Raw genomic sequence first — 17,298 nt, forward strand, 5'->3', positions numbered from 1 at the left:
GGGGTCGCGAACGCAGCCCGGGCGGCGCCGACAACGGCGTCCGTGCCGCCCGGGCTGTCCCGCAGAACAGGAGTCCGCATGTCCGGCCGTGACCGCGTCGACCCGGAGGCCCGCGCCGCCCTCGACGCCCGCCTCGCGGCGGTACCCGGTGGCTTCCAGGCGATCGGGGACATCGTCGCTCGCCGGGCTGCCATCGAGGAGATGACCAGCACCAGCCAAGCACCGCCGAACCCGCGGATCCACAGCCAGGACCACACGATCCCGGCGACACCGGAGGTCCTGGTCCGCGTCTACCGCCCGGCCGGCACGAGCGAGACGCTGCCGGGGATCTACTGCATCCACGGTGGCGGCATGGTGCAGGGAAACATCGACGGTGACCGCGCGACAGCCTCGCTGCTCTGCGAACAGATCAACGCCGTGGTGGTGTCGGTGCGCTATCGGCTCGCCCCCGAGCACCCCTACCCGGCCGCTGTCGAGGACTGCTACACCGGCCTGACGTGGATGGTGGACAACGCCGCCGAGCTCGGTCTCGACCCGCGCCGGGTGGCTGTCTACGGCGCCAGCGCAGGCGGCGGGCTCACCATCGCGACCGCCCTGCTGGCCCGCGACCGCGGCGGCCCACCGATCTCGTTCATGATGCCGATCTACCCGATGATCGACGATCGGCACGAGACCGCGTCCAGCCGTGAGATCACCGATCTCGGCAGCTGGGACCGGGACACCAGCATCCAGGCCTGGACCTGGTACCTCGGCGGTCGCCCCGCCGACGGGTACGCCGCGCCGGCCCGCGCCGAGGACCTGACCGGCTTACCGCCGGCCTTCATCGACGTCGGCACCGTCGACCTGTTCCGCGACGAGGACATCACCTTCGCGCAACGGCTGATGGCCGCCGGCGTGCCCACCGAGTTGCATGTGCATCCCGGCAGCTACCACGGCGCCGAATCGCTCGCCCCGGACAGCGCGCTGGCACGACGAACCTGGCAGCTGCGCCTCGACGCCCTCAGACGCGCCCTCGCCTGAGCCGTGCACCAGCGCGCCTCAGAGACTCCGGTCGGTGGCGGCCTCGGCCAGCGCGAGCAGCACGGCGTGCCCCGCCGCCTCGAGGTCGGTCGTGTCCAGCGCGGTGCGGGCGCGCTCGACCAGCTCGTCGATCATCCGCTCGACCGCGACCGGCGCCCCGGTGTCGGCGATGACCTCCCGGAGCACGTCGATGTCGGCCGCGGGCAGGCTGCGGTCGCCGAGGAGAGCTTGCAAGACCTTTTTCTGTACGTCGGTGGCGCGCTCGACGGTGAGCGCGATCAGCGCCGTACGTTTGCCCTCGCGCAGGTCGTCCCCGGCGGGCTTGCCGGTCCGGGCCGGGTCGCCGAACACGCCGAGCAGGTCGTCGCGCAGCTGGAACGCCTCGCCGAGCGGCAGCCCGAACGCCGAGAAGCGCTCCAGCACGCCGCTGCCGGCGCCGGCCAGGTGCCCGCCGAGCAGCAGCGGATGCTCGACGGTGTACTTCGCGCTCTTGAAGTGCGCGACCCGGCGCGCCCGCTCCAGCGCACCGCGCCGGTCGCGGCCGGCGCCGGCCTGGTCGACCAGGTCCAGGTACTGCCCGCCCATCAGCTGGATGCGCATCCGGTCGAAGACGCCGCGGCCGCGCGCGAGGGCGGCCGGCGGCAGGCCGCTGCCGGAGAACAGCGCGTCGCTCCAGGTCAGGCACAGGTCACCGGCCAGCACGGCGGCCGACATCCCGAACTGTTCGGCGTCGCTGTCCCAGCGGTTCGCGGTGTGCAGGGCGGCGAACCGGCGGTGCATCGACGGGGCACCGCGGCGGGTGTCCGAGGCGTCCATGATGTCGTCGTGGACCAGCGCGGCGGCCTGCAGGAACTCCAGTGCGGTCGCGGCGGCCAGGACGGCGGGGCCGTTCGGTGCGCCGGCCGCGCGCCACGCCCAGTAGCAGAACGCGGGCCGTAGCCGTTTACCGCCGGACATCAGGTCGGCCACGTACCGCACCAGCGGCGCGCAGTCGTCGCTGACCTCGGCCAGCACCTCCGTCTGGGCGGCGAGGAACCGCTCGATCTCGGACCGGACCCGGCCGCGCAGGTCTTCGGCGTCCAGCGGTGAGCTGCGGATGGCCGGCGTGGTCGTGGTGCCGGCCTGCGGCCGGCGCGATGGCGTGAACATGGATGCGGGAGCCTTCCGGTCGGGCGGGGGAGTGGGCACTACCGGTTCAGGTGGTGGTTCGGCGCCCGGTCGGGGTGAGCCGGACCGAGGCCAGCAGGCCGAGCAGCAGGAACCCGGCCGCGGTGAAGGCGGTCCAGCGCGTCGCGGTGGAGAGCGCCTGCTCGGCGTCGCCGGCCAGCGCGGCGGTGCCGGGGTCGGCCGCGAGCCCGGGGATGGCCGCGCCGGCGCTGTCCTTGACGGCCGCCACGACGGCGGAGCGCTGGTTCTCCGGTACGCCCCGGTCGTCCAGCGCGGTGTCGAGCCGGCCGGCGAGCGTGCTGAACAGCACGGTGCCCAGCACCGCGATGCCGAGGGCGGAACCCAGCTGCCGGGTGGTGCTCTGGGTGCCGGACGCCTGACCGCTCATCGCCACCGGCACGTCCGCCAGCACGATCCCGGTGATCTGTGCGGTGGCCAGGCCGACTCCCAGGCCGTACGCGAAAAGCATCGGGGTGATCTGCCACCAGGCGGTGTCCGGGGCGGCGACCAGCCCGATGCCGGCGATCCCGGCGATCTCCAGGACGATGCCCAGCCGGACAGCGAACACCGCGCCGCGCGTGGCGGTCAGCCGGGTGGCCAGCCCGCTGGCCAGGAAGCTGCCGGCGGCCAGCGGCAGCAGCACCACCCCGGTCTCGAACGCGCTGTACCCCCGCACGTTCTGCAACCACAGGGGCAGCGTGAACAGCAGGCCGAACTCGCCGAGGCTGACCACGGCCGCGACCAGGTTGCCGTTGCGGAACGACGCGATGGTGAACAACCCCAGATCGAGCAGGACCGGCTGGCCGGCGGCGTTGCGGCGGCCCTCCCACCAGAGGAAGCCGAGCAGGCCCACCACCGCCAGCGCGAACGCGACCGGCACCGGCGACACCTGGGGCGTCCAGGTGAAACCGGCGACGTCCACCGGGCCGGTGCGCTGCCACCAGCCGTAGCTGCGGCCCTCGATCAGCGCGAAGACCAGACCGGCGAGGGTGATCACGGACAGCGCCGCGCCGACCCAGTCGTTGCCGCGCCGGGTGCGCGGCTCGCGGGACTCCGACAGCAGCAGCGGCGCCGCGACCAGCAGCAGCACACCCAGCGGCAGGTTGATGCCGAATGCCCAGCGCCAGGACAGGTGCGTGGTCAGCCAGCCGCCCAGCAGCGGTCCCAGCGCCGCGGTGCCGCCGATGGTGGCGCCCCAGACGGCGAACGCGATGCCCCGCTCCCGGCCGGCGAACGTGGCGTTGAGCAGCGACAGGCTGGTGGGCAGGATCATCGCGCCGCCGATGCCCTGCACCAGCCGGAAGGCGATCAGCGCCGGCGGCGCCGGGGCCAGCGCGCAGCCGAGGCTGCCGAGCACGAAGACGGCGATGCCGGCCATGAACAGCCGCCGCCGCCCGACCCGGTCCGCGGCCCGGCCGGCGACCAGCAGCAGGGCGGCCAGCACCAGCGTGTAGGACTCCTGGATCCACTGCGCGTCGCTGGAGGTGGCGCCGAGGTCCTCGATGATCGACGGCACCGCGACGTTCACGATCGTCGCGTCCACGATGATCATCGCCACGCCCAGGCTGACCACGAGCAGGCCCAGCCACCGGCGCCGCTGATGTATCTCAGTAGTCATGAATCTTGTTATACAAGTATCTAGAAAATCTTGCTACCTGAGAGCCGTATGATGCGGACGTGAGCGGGCACCCAGCACAGCGACACAGCGACCTCGCCCTGGCCATCCGGGAGATGCTGCAGGCCAACGGCGAGGCGACGCACAGCCTGGCCGCCCGGCTCGGCGTCGGCGGGACCGACGCGATCGCCCTCGATCACCTGCTCAGCAGCGACGACGGCCTCGGGCCGACCGAGCTGGGCCAGCGGCTCGGGATCCGGTCCGCGTCAGCGACCACGCTGGTCGACCGGCTGCAGGCGACCGGCCATGCCCAGCGGGTGCCGCACCCGTCGGACCGGCGCCGGCAGACGGTGGTGGCCACCCCGCACGCGCGCGAGCAGGTGGTGCGGGCCCTGACGCCGCTGCTCGACCGGATCGAGGAGGCCGCCGCCCGCCTGAGCCCGGAGCAGGCCGAAGTCACCGTGGCGTTCCTGCGCGAGGTCACCGCGGCGATGCGGGACTACGCCGCCGGCTGAGCCGGTCAGCGCAACTCCCGGCTGATCCCCGGATCCAGCTGGAGGGTGACCCGGCCGTTGCGGTCCCACCGCTCCAGCGTCCACCAGTTCCGCTGCTGACGGACCGTCACCTGAACGTTCGGGGACTCGCCGTGCCAGGCCGAGCCGCCCGCGGAGACGCCGAAACGGCCCCGGGCGAAGAGGCCGACCTTGGTCAGGGCGGCGCAGGCGCGGCAGCGGCCGTCCTCGGTCACCACGCAGTCGCCGCAGGCCAAGCCCTGGCACAGCCGGCACAGGCGAACCGCCTCCGAACAGGAGACGCAGGTCGGCTGCAGGCAGTGCGTGCACCACTGGAGCACGCCGGCCAGGTGGTGGTTCCGGCACGCTTGGAGGGTGCTGTGCGGCGTACCGTCCGGGTCGGCGACGTACCCCTGGGTCCGGCCCGGCGCCACGTCGTAGACGACCGGGACCTGGAAGCCGTCTGCCAGCTCCCAGGTCTCGGCGACGCGCAACCCGACCGCGATCCGGGCCACGTCGACCGGTTGACGGCGCAGCCGCCGCAGCAGCGCGGCGGTCAGCTCCTCCGGCAGGTCGAGCGGCGCGGCGGGCGCCTGGGCGGCGGGCGCGCCGACGACGAAGCGGGCCTCGGCGGGATCCAGCTCCGCGCCCTGCGGGTGCTCGACGATCCGCGGGACGACCAGTTGCTGGACCCGCCGGGCACCCTGGACCTGGATGCCGGTGAAGTCTTCCTGGCGGGTCGCGGCGGTGACGTCGGCGAGCCGGCCCGGGGCCACCAGGGTGGCGCCGACGATGCCGCGGTTCATGTCGTCCGGCGACTTGCTCAGCCCGTGCCAGGCCGGGCGGCCGTCGCCGTGCCGCACGCCGAGCTGCGCGTGCCTGCCGACCCGGGCCAGGACGGCCTCCCACTCGTCGAGCCGGGCCTGCGCGACGATCTCCGGCTCCGGCTGCCAGTCCCGGACCGCCCAGTCGATCCGGCCCGACGGCTCGCGCCAGCCGGCGACCGTGTCCCCGCGGACGATGCCGCTGTCGTCGATCCCGGTCTCGTCGTCGAGGATCAGGCGGCTCACGCCGCCGATCTTACTCGGCGAGCGGTATCCGCCAGCTGGGCCGAAACGCGCCAGGCGGTTCACGCCGGCGTGGTCACCCGGGGTTCGCCGGACGGGATGGCGTGGTGGCGGCGGCTCGGCAGCATCGCGGTCGGGTGGGAGATGCTCCAGGCCGCGCTCTTGCAGATGATCTCCTTCAGGCGGGCGGCCGCCCTGCCGGTGACCGCGGACGGCTTGGGCCGGTCGTCCGGCGTCACCCACTGCACGATGCCGTCGCGGCGGCCCAGGCTGATGCACTGCGCGGTGTAGCCGATCCGGTTCGGCGGGATCCGGCGACCGGTCAGGCGCGCCGCGATGACGTCGGCGGCCAGGTGGGCCGACGGCACCCCGGAGGCGCAGGACATCCGCAGCGGTTCGCCGTTCGCGCCGGGGGCGAACGCGGCGTCCCCGACGGCGTAGACGCCGGGATGCGAGACCGACCGCATGGTGTCGTCGACGACGATCTGTCCGGTGGGGCAGACCCGCAGGGTCGTGGCCGCGGCGAGCGGATGGACCGCGAAGCCGGCGGTCCAGACCGTCACCTGCGCCGGGAGCGTCCGGCCGTCGGCGGTGACGGCGCCGGTTGCCTCGACCCGCGCGATGCCGGTGTGCTCGTGCACGACGATGCCGAGCCGGTCGGCGGCCGCCCGCAGGTGAGTGCGGGCCTTGTCGCTCAGCCAGTCGCCGAGGCCGGCGCGGGCGGCGAGGGAGACCCGGAGGTCCGGCCGGGCCTCTGCGATCTCGGTGACCGCTTCGATGCCGGTCAGGCCGCCGCCGACGACGAGCACGGTTCCGCCCGGAGCGAGCGCGGCCAGGCGGTCACGTAGCCGCAGCGCGGACTGCCGGCCGGCGAGGTGGTGGGCATGCTCGGCGACGCCGGGAACGCCACCGTCGGCGGCGGTGCTGCCGAGGGCGTAGACGAGCGTGTCGTAGGCGATCTCGCCGGGACCATCGGCGCCGACGATGCCGACGGTCCGGCGGTCGGGGTCGACGGCGTCGACCCGGGCCACCTTCACCTGTACGCCGGTGCCCGCGAAGACGTCGGTCAGCCGCCGGGGCCGCAGCTCCTGGCCGGTCGCCAGTTGGTGCATGCGGACCCGCTCGACGAAGTCGGGTTCCGCGTTGACCAGGGTGATCCCGGTGTCCGCGGGGTGCAGCCGCTTGGCCAGGCGCCCGGCCGCGTTGGCTCCGGCGTATCCGGCCCCGAGGACGACGATGCGGTGCTTCATGGTCTGGCTCCCATCCGGTCGGTGTTCGCTTCCTGAACCGGATGGCGGTGCGAGATCTGACAGCCGCGAGTTGTGACCTGAGTCACCAGGTGAGCGGCTCCCCGGGTGCCGCAGCGGCCCACTGACGGGTCGCGTGCCGGAGCTTGCCGGGGTTCGCCTGGGCGTGCACGCCCGCGATGCCGTCGGTGGTCACGTCCAGCGCGAACACCCCGGCGACCCGGTCGCCGACCACCATGACCAGTGCGGGTACGCCGTTCGCGACCGCGGCGAACAGGTCCGGACGGCCGCCGATCATCTCCCACTTGGCCGCGCTGGGCGTGAACAGCGTCCGCAGGAACCGCGCCACCCGCAGCGCCCCGGTGATCGGGTGCGGCACGGAGAACACCACGCCGCCGCCGTCACCGATGCTGATCGCGTCGTCGGTCAGCATCCGCACCAGCGAGTCGGTCCGGCCGCTGAGCGCCGCGGCGAGGAACTCCTCGACGATCCGGCGGGCCGCGGCGGCGTCGACCGGCACCCGGCGGCGCTCGTCGGCCAGGTGCTGCCTGGCCCGCCGGTGGATCTGCTGGCAGTTCGACTCGGTCAGGTCGAGCACCTCGGCGATCTCGGCGTGCGGGTATCCGAACGCCTCGCGCAGCACGTACACGACGCGTTCCCGGGCCGAGAGCCGCTCCATCAGCGTGAGCATCGCGAGGGAGACCGACTCGCGCTGCTCGACGGTGTCGGACGGGCCGAGCATCCGGTCCCCGGCGAAGACCGGCTCGGGCAGCCACTGGCCCACATAGGTCTCCCGGCGGGCCCGCGCCGAGGTGAGCCGGTTGAGGCAGAGGTTGGTGAGCACCTTGGTCAGCCAGGCCTCGGGCGTCTCGATGAGTTCCCGCTCGGCGGCCTGCCAGCGCAGGAACGTGTCCTGCACCGCGTCCTCGGCGTCGTTCGCCGACCCCAGCAGCCGGTACGCGATCGCCTCCAGCCGCGGCCTGGCCCGCTCGAACACCTCGACGTCATGCGCACCGACCAGCATGGAGCACAGTTAAGCATCCACACCGGAGACCGTGATCCGGCATGCCGGCTGTCGCCGCCGTTCAGAGGCCCCCGAGAACCTGGTGGAAGTTCTGCCAGCCGCGGCCGATCGGGTTGCTGGAATGCGGGTGCCAGCCGGTGGCGCCGGTCTGGTCGGCGGTGCCGTCGCCGGTGTAGCGGTACCAGAGGAGGTCCCCGTCGTGTTTGATGGCCAGGACTTGGCCGTTGCCGATGCCGAAGACCTGTTGGAAGTTCTGCCAGCCGCGGCCGATGGGGTTGCTGGAGTTGGCGTCCCAGCCGGTGGCGCCGGTCTGGTCGGCCTTGCCGTCGCCGGTGTAGCGGTACCAGAGGAGGTCCCCGTCGTGTTTGATGGCCAGGACTTGGCCGTTGCCGATGCCGAAGACCTGTTGGAAGTTCTGCCAGCCGCGGCCGATGGGGTTGCTGGAGTTGGCGTCCCAGCCGGTGGCGCCGGTCTGGTCGGCCTTGCCGTCGCCGGTGTAGCGGTACCAGAGGAGGTCCCCGTCGTGTTTGATGGCCAGGACTTGGCCGTTGCCGATGCCGAAGACCTGTTGGAAGTTCTGCCAGCCGCGGCCGATGGGGTTGCTGGAGTTGGCGTCCCAGCCGGTGGCGCCGGTCTGGTCGGCCTTACCGTCGCCGGTGTAGCGGTACCAGAGGAGGTCCCCGTCGTGTTTGATCGCGAGGACTTGGCCGTTGCCGATGCCGAAGACCCGTTGGAAGTTCTGCCAGCCACGGCCCACCGGGTTGCTGGAATTCGGCTCCCAGCCGGTAGCACCTGTCTGATCCGCCGTACCGTCACCGGTGTACCGGTACCACAGCAGATCACCATCGTGTTTGATCGCGAACACCACGCCTGCCATTGCCTGTCTCCTCGTTGAGAAATCGGTGCCACCGCACGGGCCAGCAGAGTTGCCTTTCATCGTCCTCCGCGGGTGGCAGCGTCGGCCCTGGACGAGCGGCGCATAACCGCTGAGCCTCCGGCCCGGCCCGGCCGTCCGAAAAGCTCCCTCCGCCTGGGACAGACGGGCGCGCGGTCCGGTAGATCGGCGTGGCGAAGCCCCGGACCGGCCGACCCCGGCCACGAGATGGCGTGCCGGTATCAGGAGGTCAGTGCGCTGCGGTTGGGCGATGGCTGCCGCCTCCCCGGCAAGCCGTCCGTCACTCGTTCGCGGCGGCTGGGCGTCGCAGGGCGAGAGTGGCGTGGACCTGGGCGAGCTGCGTGGTGGCGGTGAGCATCGCGAGGTCGGCGCCGGGAACGTACGGCTCCTCCGAATGATCGTCCTCGTTGATGTTGGTGTGGTAGTCGACCAGGCAGATCTGGTAGAGGCGTTCGGCCTCGTCGATGAGCTCGGCGGCGCGGGCGGCGTGTTCGTCAGCAGTCATGGTGATCATGGTGTCATCCAGCCCGCCGATCCTGCCGATGGCGCGTGGTGCCGGGAGCGGGCTGTGGGCCGGCCTCACTTGCGGCGGTCACCAGAACGCACCCGCGTGCCACGGTGGCCGGAACCTATCCTCGAAGCCATGATCGCCGCTCACCTCAACGCTCTGGTGGACTTCTGCGCTCAGCGTGACGTCGGCGCGCTGAGCCGTGACGAGGTGGGTGACGTGGATGTCGCCATCCTCTTCGGCGGCAGCATCCTCGCGGGCGGTGATCTCTTCGCACGGGCCATCGCCGACGAGCTCGCCGCCTGCTTCATGATCGTCGGTGGGCGGGGGCACTCCACCGACGTCCTGCGGGCCGCCATGCGGCGAAGGATGGGATGGGACGACGTCGCGGGTCTGACCGAGGCCGCGCTCTTCGACCGCTATCTCACTGAGAGGTACGACGTGCGCGCCGACCTGCTCGAACACGAGTCGACGAACTGCGGGAACAACGTCCGTAACGCATTGGCGCTGCTTGCCGACAAAGGAGTGCCGCATCGGCGGATTCTGCTGATCCAGGACGCCTCGATGCAGCGGCGTATGGACGCCGGGTTCCGGCTGTTGGCGCCTGCCGCGCGGATCGTGAACTTCGCCGCTCACCGGACGCCGGTCGACCTGATCGGCGGGGAGCTGGGGTTCCGGTCGCCGCCGGAGGGAATGTGGCCAGTGGACCGGTACGTCTCGATGCTGATGGGGGAGATCCCGCGGCTCACCGATGACGGCGACGGGTATGGGCCGGCCGGGCGGGGGTTCATCGCGCACGTCACCGTTCCGGAAAGGATCCAGCAAGCGTACGAGGCCCTGCGCCGCGCTGGGGTGGGGGCGCCTCGCGCCGCCGATCAGCGGTGGGCGGGCTGAGCCGGCCAACGGCGTCGGTGTATTCGTGCCCCGGTGGGGTAGCCGGACGGCATGCGTATCGGAAACATGCAAGTCCGGTTCCTCGGCGGGCCGGTCGGCTGCCTCGGCATGATCCTGGTGTCGATCCTGTTGTCGGTCGGACTGACCGTCCTGCTCAACCTCTTCCTGCGGTAATCCGGGCTTCTCCGGGCGCGGCAGGGTCTTCTGACCCCGCCGCGCCCACGAATGCCGGAGAAGCCGATCAGTGCGTGCGCGGGTCGACGTCGTTGCTGCGGCTGCCGGCCTTGGCCAGACCCCGGCTGATCATGTAGCCGATGGTCAGCAGGGTGATGTACCACCACGCCTTGTCGGCGGCGAAGTAGTCCGAGCCATTGTTCGCCGCCCCGTCACCGACGACGTAGGAGGCGATCAGTACACCGATTACCGCGAGCACGTAAACCACCAGTTCGGTGGTTTTGTAAGAGGGCTTGGTCTCCTCGCCCCGGAACCGGGTGCCCTTCACGGTCACGTTCTCGTTGTGGGCGTGGGTACTCATAGCCATGGTTGTCTCCTGGGGGGATCGTATTCAAACCGTCGAGCGGCGGTGACCAGCAACTACCCAGTCGATGAGCCCGCAATCAGGATTCACCCAGCCCGTTTCCAGACTGTTACCAGAAACGTGAAACGACGCCGCCACCGATAGGAGAAATTCTCACCTGCGCGGTGCGTTCATTGGGGGAGACCGGTTCCGGTGGCGATTTCAGCACCACGGCCCCGCGTCAGCCGGGCAAACTGGCGAGGGTGAGCGGTTTCGGATCGCCGAGTCAGGAAGAACTGCCGCTGGAATTGTTGTTGCGGCTGGCGCAGCGGGAGATCCAGGACGATGACGGCGTGGTCGGGTTGCCGTCTCTGCTCGCCCTGCATCGCCGGCCGACCCGGGACGTGTTCGACCGTGCCGCCGCGCTCACCGGCGACAGCAGCCCCCGGCGGCGGGAACTCGGCGTGCGGATCCTGCGCGAACTCGGTGACGAGCAGGCCGACGGGCGCCGGCCCTTCACCGAGGAGACCGTGCCCCTGCTGCTTGACCGCCTTCGCGACGAGGCCGAACCGTCGGTCACCTGCTGGATCGTCTCCGCGCTCGGTTACCACCGCGCCCAGGAGGCGTTGCCGCGGGTGGCGACGCTGGCCGATCACCCGGACGAGCGGGTCCGGTTCCACGTGGCGGCTGCCCTGCCCGGGCTGGTCGACCTCGATCGGGTGGCACCCGAGGCGGCCGCGGCGTTGATCCGGCTCTGCCACGACGACGACGCCGAGACCCGTTATTACGCGCTCTACGCGGTCACCCGCGAGATCCCGAGTCTGGACGTCGAGGTGGTGACCAGGCTGACCGAGCAGCTCGCCGGCGATCCCGACGAGCAGATCAGCGCGATGGCCGCCGCCCACCACAGTGCGATCGGCGAGGTTCGCGAGCTGCTCGGCGACGCCCTGGAACGGGGCATCGCGACTGGCGCCTACGACCATCTGATCGGGCCGGTCCTGGTCACCCTCGCCTGTGCCGGCGACGCCGGCCTGCTCGATGAGGAAGTTCGCCGCAGGCTCGGAGCGGCAGCGGAACCGATCCACACCGCGCGTCTCGCCGGTGATCTCGTCGCCTGGTGGACCGACAAGGAAAGCCGGATCACCTGGGACTGACGGCACCGCACCGGCATGCGGAGTCCTAGCTCCCCGAGTCTGCGGTGCGGAGGCGGATGAGGAATCCGGCGAACCGCCGATCGTCGAGGTCGTTGTTCCACTTCTCCGCCGCGATGACCGGCGTCACGACACCGGATCCGGCGACCGGCTCGGGAGCGAAACGGCAGTGCAGCGTGGCGATCGAGACCACCGTGCCCGCGGTCCGCGGAGCGCTTCCATCGCCATGGTGGTCCTCGACGGCGTCGATGGTCGCGGCGACGCCGTCGTGCAGTACGGTGTCGAGCCAACTCAACTCGGTGGGATTGGGGTTCCGCAGCCGCCACGCCACGTCGCTGCGCTCCCCGAACGGCGTACCGCAGCACTCCATCTGCCAGCCGTCCATCCATACGTCAAGGTGCACGGTTCAAGTCTCCCAGATAGGAATCTTGTGACCGTCGGGTCTGCTTGATGAGCGTGGCGACGAATCGGGCCAGCCCTTCGGCGCCGTGCGCGTCGGGGGTCGGCCAGCGGGTCATCAGCAGCGGGGCGGCGCGGTCCAGCACCACCTCCTCGCGCGCGAGCACGAAGTACAGCGCGAGCGCCGCCGATCGCGCGTTGCCGTCGGCGAACGGGTGGAAGTGCAGCACGTCGAGGTACACCCGCGCGGCGCGCGACGGCAGCGGTACCGCCGGGTCGGTGGCTTCGGCGAGACACACCTCGAAGGCCCCGGGCAGCTCCTCGCGGTATGCGTAGCGTTCCCGGCCGCCTCGCGCCCAGGCGGACGTCGTACGAAACGGTACGGCGGCTGCCGCGAGCACCTTCCGTTGCCACGTCTCCAGCCGCGCGAACGTGAGCGAGCCGCCCTCGGCAGCGTCCGCGCGCACCAGCTCCACCGCGGCCAGAGCACGGCTGCCGTCGTACTTGCGCCGCGCCAGATGCTCGGCGATGCCGTCGCGTGCCGTCCGGACCGGCCCGGTGACGTGCTCGACCGCGTGCTCCCACCGAGCCGCCTCCCGGACCTGCCGCCAGGCCTCCAGCGTGTCGGGCACCGCAGGCGCGGTGACCCACGGCGCCCGGGCGGCGGTGGGCAGCTCGGTGCTCCGCCAGCTGGGCCAGTCCTGCGGCCAGGTGTCGGGCCAGACGTCGTCCGGTGCGGCCGGGACGCCGGTGAGCATCGCCGCCAGGGACTCCGCGGCGTCGGCCACCTCGGCGCCCAGCGGGGAGACGAAGCTCCAGAACCGCCCGCCGATCGCCGCGTCGACGAGCGCGTCGTGGTTCTCGCCGGGCACCTCGGCGACGGCCAGGAACCACTTCAGGACCAGGGCGCAGACCGGGTACCAGTGCTCGTCGGCACCGGATCGCGCCGCCACGGTGGCGACCAGGGAGGCGACGGTGGCCTCCCACGCGCGGGACGCCGCGCGCGGGTCGGCGGGCAGCGGCAGATGCCGCGGGAACAGCTCGGCCAGGTCGTCGAGGAAGATCCGCCAGTCCACGAGCGCCCCGGCGACGGCGTCGAGCGTCTCCTCCGGCGTCGTGATCGACTCCCGGGCGCCGCTCCACCGCACCACCATGGCGCCGTCGGCCGTGAGCCCGGCCATCTCGGCGAGCCAGCCGCAGGCCCAGACGCCGTAGTGCTCGGCCAGGGCAACGGTCATCGCCCGCTGCCAGTCCCAGCGCGCCTGATCCGCGAGGTGATCGAAGCCGCGGCCCGGGTCGTACCGGAAAGGCTCCGGCACGCCGCCCGCCGGCGCTATCGCTCGCACGACGTCGTGCACGGTGCCCGGATCGAACGGGTGCCGATCGGGGTCCACGTCTGCCCAGGTGAGAGCGTTGACGCGCAGCCGTGGAAAGGAGAACTCGCTCGTCATCGCCGGCCATCGTGCCACGGCCGTGGCACGGATGGTGACCTATTAATCGGTGCTCGGTCCACTTCGAAGATCAGGTCCAGGCCCTGGGCCACGACGGCCCACGTGGACACCTGGTGGCGGGTCGGCGTGCGCGGACCGGCGCCCACCACGAGGATAGTGATCATGATGGTTGAGGCGGGGGAAATCGCGCAGTGCCCACCATGGTTGTCTGTGGTGTGTGGCCGGACCGTCGTCTCCTGTCAGCGCCCTCCCCGGTGAGACCGTCTCGCCGGCTGGTGCGGGCCGCCCCGGTCCTGGCCGTGGTCATCGTCGCCGCCGCCGTGGCCGGGGCCGCGGCCTGGGCGAACGTCCCGGCGAAGCTGAGCTTCCACGGCGGGTTCGTGGATCTCTCCGTCTACCGGTACGGCGGCCGCCTGGCAGTCGACGGCCTGCCGCTCTACGGCTCCCGGGACCCGGCCACCCACCTGCGCTTCACCTACCCGCCCTTCGCCGCGGTGGCGATGGCGCCGCTGGCGTGGCTGCCGCTCTGGCTGGCCACGGCGTTGTGGACCGCCGCGTCGGTGGGCGCGCTGGCCGCGGTGATCGCGCTGGTCCTCCGGTCGCTGCGCGGCACCGCTCCCGGCTCGCTGGTCGCCCTGCTCACCCTGGCCGCGCTCACCCTCGAACCGGTCTGGCAGAACCTCACCTTCGGCCAGATCAACCTGCTGCTGATGCTCGCCGTGCTCGTCGACCTGGTGCACCCGGACCGGCGCTGGTCCGGCGTCCTGGTCGGCATCGCGGCGGGCGTGAAGCTGACCCCGCTGCTGTTCGTCGTGCTGCTGTTCCTCGTCGGCCGGCGCCGGACGGCGGCGCGAGCGCTGCTGGCCTTCGCCGGCACCGTCGCGATCGGGTTCGCCGTGCTGCCCGGCGCGGCGCGCACGTACTGGACCGAGGACCTGGTCCGGGCCGGCCGGGTAGGCCCTCCGGAGCTGGCCCACAACCAGTCGGTTTTCGGTACGCTCACCCGCCTGCTCGACCATCCGCCGGCGACGCCGCTGTGGCTCGCCGTGGCCGGGCCGCTCGCCGTGGCGGTGGTGGCCGTCGCCGCCGTCTGCTGGCGCCGCGGCGACCGGGTGCTCGGCACCGGGCTGGCCGCCCTGGCCATGTTGCTCGCCTCGCCCATCTCCTGGTCCCACCACTGGGTGTGGGCCGTGCCGATCGGACTGGCGCTGGGGGAGCGCAGCCGGATCGCGAGCATCCTGTGGACCGCGACCTTCCTGACCCGCCCGTTCGTCTGGCCGCCTTGGGGCCAGCGCCGCGAGTACGAGTGGGCCCCGATCGAACACCTCCCGGGCAACGCCTACCTGCTCGCCGCCCTGATCCTCACCTTGTGGACGGCGGTGCGGCTCGGTCGCCCGGCAAAGAGCGGACCAACCAAAGTTGTAGGCGGCCCCGACCGGAGAGGGCGCGGTCCGTTCCTGCGGTCCGATGTGGCGCGGTGCCGGTAGCCGAGATGCTCATCGGCATGACGAACCAGATGCAGACCACCGCTTTCGGTACGACCGGCCGGACCGCCCGCCTGATCACCATCGGCGCTGCCACGACGGCCGTGCTGGTGCAGTGGACGAGCAACGAACTGTGGGCCGACACCCCGCTGACCGTCGTGCGGGGCGGCGCCACCCAGCACCTCGGCGCGGGCGCGGTCACCGTCACCGCCCTGGTTGCCGGGCTGGCCGCCTGGGGCCTGCTCGCCGTGCTCGAACGCACCACCCGCCGCCCGGTCCGCGCCTTCCGGATCATCGCCACGGTCGGGCTGCTGCTGTCGCTGGCCGGGCCGCTCGGCAGCGGCGCGGACCCGCAGTCGACGACGACCCTGCTGGCCATGCACACCACCGTCGCCGCCGCCCTGATCCTCGGGCTGCCCCGCCGTCACTGCTGATCCGGTACGCCGGGCGTACCGGTACTGTGGGGTGCGGTCCTGATCCGCGAGGCCGGGCCGATCCTGTCCACGCCCGGAGACCAGACTGCCGTAGTGATCATCATTGTTCTTGCGGGGCGCCGCCCGACACGCGCCGCCGCCGGTCCACAGCACGGCATCGTCGCAGCGGGGGCCGGTGTCCGCCGACCGCGCCGTGCAGTGGCATGACCTCCTCCTCCCCGCGATCCGGGCGAGACCGTCCGGCGGCGCCGCGCCGCCGGACCGGGCCGCGGATGCCGATGTACCGGGCGGTCCTCGCGCTCGGCCTGCTGTCGGCGGGACCGCCGCTGGTGATCCATGACGGCTGGGCCGGCGCGGTTCCGGCGGCGGCCGCGGCCGGCTACGCCGTCTTCCTGCTCGGCGGCAAACGGTGGCCGCGCCTGTCCCGGCGCCGCAAACCCGCTGCCCGCGGCGGCGACCAGGACTGATCAGCTCGGGTGATCACGAGGCCGCGGTGCGCTGGAAGGCGAGGACCGCGCCCGGATGCTCGAGCTTCGTCGTGGGCTTTCCGTTCCGGCCGAGGGCGCTGCCGGCGGGATCGGTGGCGACGAAGACGGTGCGGCCGTCCGGGCTGATCGCGACGTCGCGGTAACGGTCGACGGTGCGCAGCTCGGGGATCGGATCGGTGTGCCGGCCGAGCGGGATCCGGTACACGGTGCCGTCCTTGAGGGCCGGCATCAGCAGCGATCCGCGCCAGCCCGGGATGCCGGGCGCGTCGTAGAAGTCGAGGCTCGACGGTGCCACCGTGGGCCAGCACATGTTCAGGTCGTCGGCGCATCGCCGGTCACGGAAGTCGTGTCCGTCCGGCACGGTGCCCACCGTCAAGAGCGGTTCGGTGTACGCCACGCTGCTGAAACTCGTCTCGGAGTGGGTGGGCACCGAGGGCGGGACGGTGTAGTCGCTGTAGGTCAGCGACGAGCAGGGGACCGGCGCGGAGGCCGACCAGTCGGCGTACCGGTAGGCCTGGTCGTCGCGACGCCCGGCGACCCGCGGCCAGCCGTAATCACCGCCCGCCCGGATCTCGTTGATCTCGTCGTCGGTCTTCGGCCCCTGCTCGCTGGCGTACAGGCGGCCGCGCCCGAAGACCAGGCCCTGCGCGTTGCGGTGCCCATAGGACCAGACATGCGTCCGTACGCCGCCGAGCACCGGGTTGTCCGCCGGGACCGAGCCGTCGCGTTCCAGCCGCAGGACCTTTCCCTGGTACGCCGACCGGTCCCGGGCGTCGGCCGGCAGGTCCCGGGCCCGGTTGCGCAGGCAGAACCGGTCGAACTGATTGTTCCCCTGGTCGCCGATCGTGTAGTACAGCTTGTCGTCGGGGCCGAGCACGAGCCGCCCGGAGTCGTGGTCGGGACTGGCCGGCAGCCCGGTCAGCAGGTCGGCTCGGTGACGTAGCGTGCCGGTCGTGACGTCGTACCGGAAATTGGCGATTTTGAATCTCTCGGCGATCGCCGGGGACGGATCGCTGTCGTAGCTGTAGGCGAGGTAGACGTCCGGCAGGCGCAGGGCCATGCCGAGCAGCCCGTCCTGGCTGCGGTCGCCGCCGATCGCCTCGGTGACGGTGGCCGCGACCTTGGTCGTGCCGGTCGCCGGGTCGATCCGGAGCACCCGGTGGCCGGCGCGCTCGGTCACCCAGAGCCATCCGTCCGGACCGGTCAGGATCTCCCACGGGTTGCGCAGGCCGGACGCGAGCACGCGCGGCGTGAAGCCGGCTGCGGCGGGCGCCGCGGTCGAGCAGGTCAGCAGGACGGTGACGGCGACCGCGGCAACCAGGAGTCTGCGCACGCGGCGGGCATACCCGCGATCCGGCCGGCCAAGCAGCCATTTACCTGGGCGTTCGCCAAGAACTCGGGCCCGATTGTCATAACCTGGTATGG

18 protein-coding genes and 1 pseudogene are annotated in these 17,298 nt (G+C 72.1%); 8 read left to right on the forward strand and 11 right to left on the reverse strand.

Going from position 1 to position 17,298, the window contains the following annotated elements; translation table 11 throughout:
* Positions 1–78: 78 nt before the first annotated feature.
* A complete protein-coding gene (locus tag BJY16_RS27955) occupies positions 79–1,020 on the forward strand; it encodes an alpha/beta hydrolase (protein WP_185042540.1) in 942 nt (313 codons plus the stop codon).
* An 18-nt stretch (positions 1,021–1,038) separates the two neighbouring features.
* Here BJY16_RS27955 and BJY16_RS27960 read toward each other — a convergent pair whose 3' ends face one another.
* The gene (locus BJY16_RS27960; protein WP_185042541.1) at positions 1,039–2,169 is read right to left on the reverse strand and encodes a polyprenyl synthetase family protein; all 1,131 of its coding nucleotides are present in this window, start codon (positions 2,167–2,169) and stop codon (positions 1,039–1,041) included.
* Positions 2,170–3,805: pseudogene (locus BJY16_RS27965) on the reverse strand (DHA2 family efflux MFS transporter permease subunit); the annotation flags it as partial.
* Positions 3,806–3,864: 59 nt separating this feature from the next.
* Between BJY16_RS27965 and BJY16_RS27970 the strand changes: the two are divergent.
* Complete coding sequence (locus BJY16_RS27970; RefSeq protein WP_239177598.1) at positions 3,865–4,317, forward strand: MarR family winged helix-turn-helix transcriptional regulator; 453 nt, start codon at positions 3,865–3,867, stop codon at positions 4,315–4,317.
* 5 nt (positions 4,318–4,322) lie between these two features.
* On the opposite strand, the gene BJY16_RS27975 is transcribed toward BJY16_RS27970, so the two are convergent.
* The 5 genes from BJY16_RS27975 to BJY16_RS27995 form a co-directional block, all read right to left on the reverse strand.
* Positions 4,323–5,384 carry a hypothetical protein gene (locus BJY16_RS27975; protein WP_185042543.1) on the reverse strand — a complete coding sequence of 354 codons (1,062 nt, stop codon included), beginning with the start codon at positions 5,382–5,384 and terminating at the stop codon, positions 4,323–4,325.
* A 59-nt stretch (positions 5,385–5,443) separates the two neighbouring features.
* A complete protein-coding gene (locus BJY16_RS27980) occupies positions 5,444–6,631 on the reverse strand; it encodes an NAD(P)/FAD-dependent oxidoreductase (protein WP_185042544.1) in 1,188 nt (395 codons plus the stop codon).
* An 82-nt stretch (positions 6,632–6,713) separates the two neighbouring features.
* A complete protein-coding gene (gene sigJ, locus BJY16_RS27985; protein ID WP_185042545.1) occupies positions 6,714–7,652 on the reverse strand; it encodes an RNA polymerase sigma factor SigJ in 939 nt (312 codons plus the stop codon).
* A 61-nt stretch (positions 7,653–7,713) separates the two neighbouring features.
* A complete protein-coding gene (locus tag BJY16_RS27990; RefSeq protein WP_185042546.1) occupies positions 7,714–8,589 on the reverse strand; it encodes a tachylectin-related carbohydrate-binding protein in 876 nt (291 codons plus the stop codon).
* A 238-nt stretch (positions 8,590–8,827) separates the two neighbouring features.
* Positions 8,828–9,052, reverse strand: coding sequence for a hypothetical protein (locus BJY16_RS27995; RefSeq protein WP_239177595.1), 225 nt, complete (start codon positions 9,050–9,052; stop codon positions 8,828–8,830).
* Between the two features lie 138 nt (positions 9,053–9,190).
* Here BJY16_RS27995 and BJY16_RS28000 point away from each other — a divergent pair, with 138 nt between their 5' ends.
* Entirely contained in the window at positions 9,191–9,949 is a 759-nt protein-coding gene (locus BJY16_RS28000) for a YdcF family protein (protein WP_185042548.1), read from the forward strand.
* Between the two features lie 51 nt (positions 9,950–10,000).
* Entirely contained in the window at positions 10,001–10,123 is a 123-nt protein-coding gene (locus BJY16_RS47550) for a hypothetical protein (protein ID WP_260418317.1), read from the forward strand.
* A 67-nt stretch (positions 10,124–10,190) separates the two neighbouring features.
* On the opposite strand, the gene BJY16_RS28005 is transcribed toward BJY16_RS47550, so the two are convergent.
* On the reverse strand, positions 10,191–10,490 hold the full coding sequence (locus BJY16_RS28005; protein ID WP_185042549.1) for a hypothetical protein: 300 nt from the start codon (positions 10,488–10,490) through the stop codon (positions 10,191–10,193).
* A 239-nt stretch (positions 10,491–10,729) separates the two neighbouring features.
* Here BJY16_RS28005 and BJY16_RS28010 point away from each other — a divergent pair, with 239 nt between their 5' ends.
* On the forward strand, positions 10,730–11,620 hold the full coding sequence (locus BJY16_RS28010; protein ID WP_185042550.1) for a HEAT repeat domain-containing protein: 891 nt from the start codon (positions 10,730–10,732) through the stop codon (positions 11,618–11,620).
* A gap of 25 nt (positions 11,621–11,645) precedes the next feature.
* On the opposite strand, the gene BJY16_RS28015 is transcribed toward BJY16_RS28010, so the two are convergent.
* Together BJY16_RS28015 and BJY16_RS28020 are read right to left on the reverse strand one after the other, a co-directional pair.
* Positions 11,646–12,002: a DUF6578 domain-containing protein gene (locus tag BJY16_RS28015; RefSeq protein WP_185042551.1), complete on the reverse strand. Its 357-nt coding sequence runs from the start codon at positions 12,000–12,002 to the stop codon at positions 11,646–11,648.
* A gap of 7 nt (positions 12,003–12,009) precedes the next feature.
* On the reverse strand, positions 12,010–13,467 hold the full coding sequence (locus BJY16_RS28020) for a Fic family protein (RefSeq protein ID WP_185042552.1): 1,458 nt from the start codon (positions 13,465–13,467) through the stop codon (positions 12,010–12,012).
* Between the two features lie 254 nt (positions 13,468–13,721).
* Between BJY16_RS28020 and BJY16_RS28025 the strand changes: the two genes are divergently transcribed.
* The 3 genes from BJY16_RS28025 to BJY16_RS28035 all read left to right on the forward strand — a co-directional run bounded on the left by BJY16_RS28025 (position 13,722) and on the right by BJY16_RS28035 (position 15,852).
* Positions 13,722–14,954, forward strand: coding sequence for a glycosyltransferase 87 family protein (locus tag BJY16_RS28025; protein ID WP_185042553.1), 1,233 nt, complete (start codon positions 13,722–13,724; stop codon positions 14,952–14,954).
* Positions 14,955–14,971: 17 nt separating this feature from the next.
* The gene (locus BJY16_RS28030; RefSeq protein ID WP_185042554.1) at positions 14,972–15,385 is read left to right on the forward strand and encodes a DUF6069 family protein; all 414 of its coding nucleotides are present in this window, start codon (positions 14,972–14,974) and stop codon (positions 15,383–15,385) included.
* Between the two features lie 272 nt (positions 15,386–15,657).
* Positions 15,658–15,852: a hypothetical protein gene (locus tag BJY16_RS28035; RefSeq protein ID WP_185042555.1), complete on the forward strand. Its 195-nt coding sequence runs from the start codon at positions 15,658–15,660 to the stop codon at positions 15,850–15,852.
* 13 nt (positions 15,853–15,865) lie between these two features.
* On the opposite strand, the gene BJY16_RS28040 is transcribed toward BJY16_RS28035, so the two are convergent.
* Positions 15,866–17,206 (reverse strand): glucose/sorbosone family PQQ-dependent dehydrogenase, encoded by a 1,341-nt coding sequence (locus BJY16_RS28040; protein WP_185042556.1) that lies wholly within the window; start codon positions 17,204–17,206, stop codon positions 15,866–15,868.
* Between the last annotated feature and the right edge of the window lie 92 nt (positions 17,207–17,298).

This window comes from Actinoplanes octamycinicus (assembly GCF_014205225.1).
GTDB lineage: Bacteria > Actinomycetota > Actinomycetes > Mycobacteriales > Micromonosporaceae > Actinoplanes > Actinoplanes octamycinicus.

What these genes read in the sequence shown, in the direction of transcription:
- BJY16_RS28035 (WP_185042555.1), top strand. Translation starts at nt 15,658, where the DNA reads ATGCCGATGTACCGGGCGGTCCTCGCGCTCGGCCTGCTGTCGGCGGGA.
- BJY16_RS27955 (WP_185042540.1), top strand. Translation starts at nt 79, where the DNA reads ATGTCCGGCCGTGACCGCGTCGACCCGGAGGCCCGCGCCGCCCTCGAC.
- BJY16_RS47550 (WP_260418317.1), top strand. Translation starts at nt 10,001, where the DNA reads ATGCGTATCGGAAACATGCAAGTCCGGTTCCTCGGCGGGCCGGTCGGC.
- BJY16_RS28030 (WP_185042554.1), top strand. Translation starts at nt 14,972, where the DNA reads ATGACGAACCAGATGCAGACCACCGCTTTCGGTACGACCGGCCGGACC.
- BJY16_RS28020 (WP_185042552.1), bottom strand. Translation starts at nt 13,467, where the DNA reads ATGACGAGCGAGTTCTCCTTTCCACGGCTGCGCGTCAACGCTCTCACC.
- BJY16_RS28015 (WP_185042551.1), bottom strand. Translation starts at nt 12,002, where the DNA reads ATGGACGGCTGGCAGATGGAGTGCTGCGGTACGCCGTTCGGGGAGCGC.
- BJY16_RS27960 (WP_185042541.1), bottom strand. Translation starts at nt 2,169, where the DNA reads ATGTTCACGCCATCGCGCCGGCCGCAGGCCGGCACCACGACCACGCCG.
- BJY16_RS27990 (WP_185042546.1), bottom strand. Translation starts at nt 8,589, where the DNA reads ATGAAAGGCAACTCTGCTGGCCCGTGCGGTGGCACCGATTTCTCAACG.
- BJY16_RS27980 (WP_185042544.1), bottom strand. Translation starts at nt 6,631, where the DNA reads ATGAAGCACCGCATCGTCGTCCTCGGGGCCGGATACGCCGGAGCCAAC.
- BJY16_RS28000 (WP_185042548.1), top strand. Translation starts at nt 9,191, where the DNA reads ATGATCGCCGCTCACCTCAACGCTCTGGTGGACTTCTGCGCTCAGCGT.
- BJY16_RS27995 (WP_239177595.1), bottom strand. Translation starts at nt 9,052, where the DNA reads ATGACTGCTGACGAACACGCCGCCCGCGCCGCCGAGCTCATCGACGAG.
- sigJ (WP_185042545.1), bottom strand. Translation starts at nt 7,652, where the DNA reads ATGCTGGTCGGTGCGCATGACGTCGAGGTGTTCGAGCGGGCCAGGCCG.
- BJY16_RS28005 (WP_185042549.1), bottom strand. Translation starts at nt 10,490, where the DNA reads ATGGCTATGAGTACCCACGCCCACAACGAGAACGTGACCGTGAAGGGC.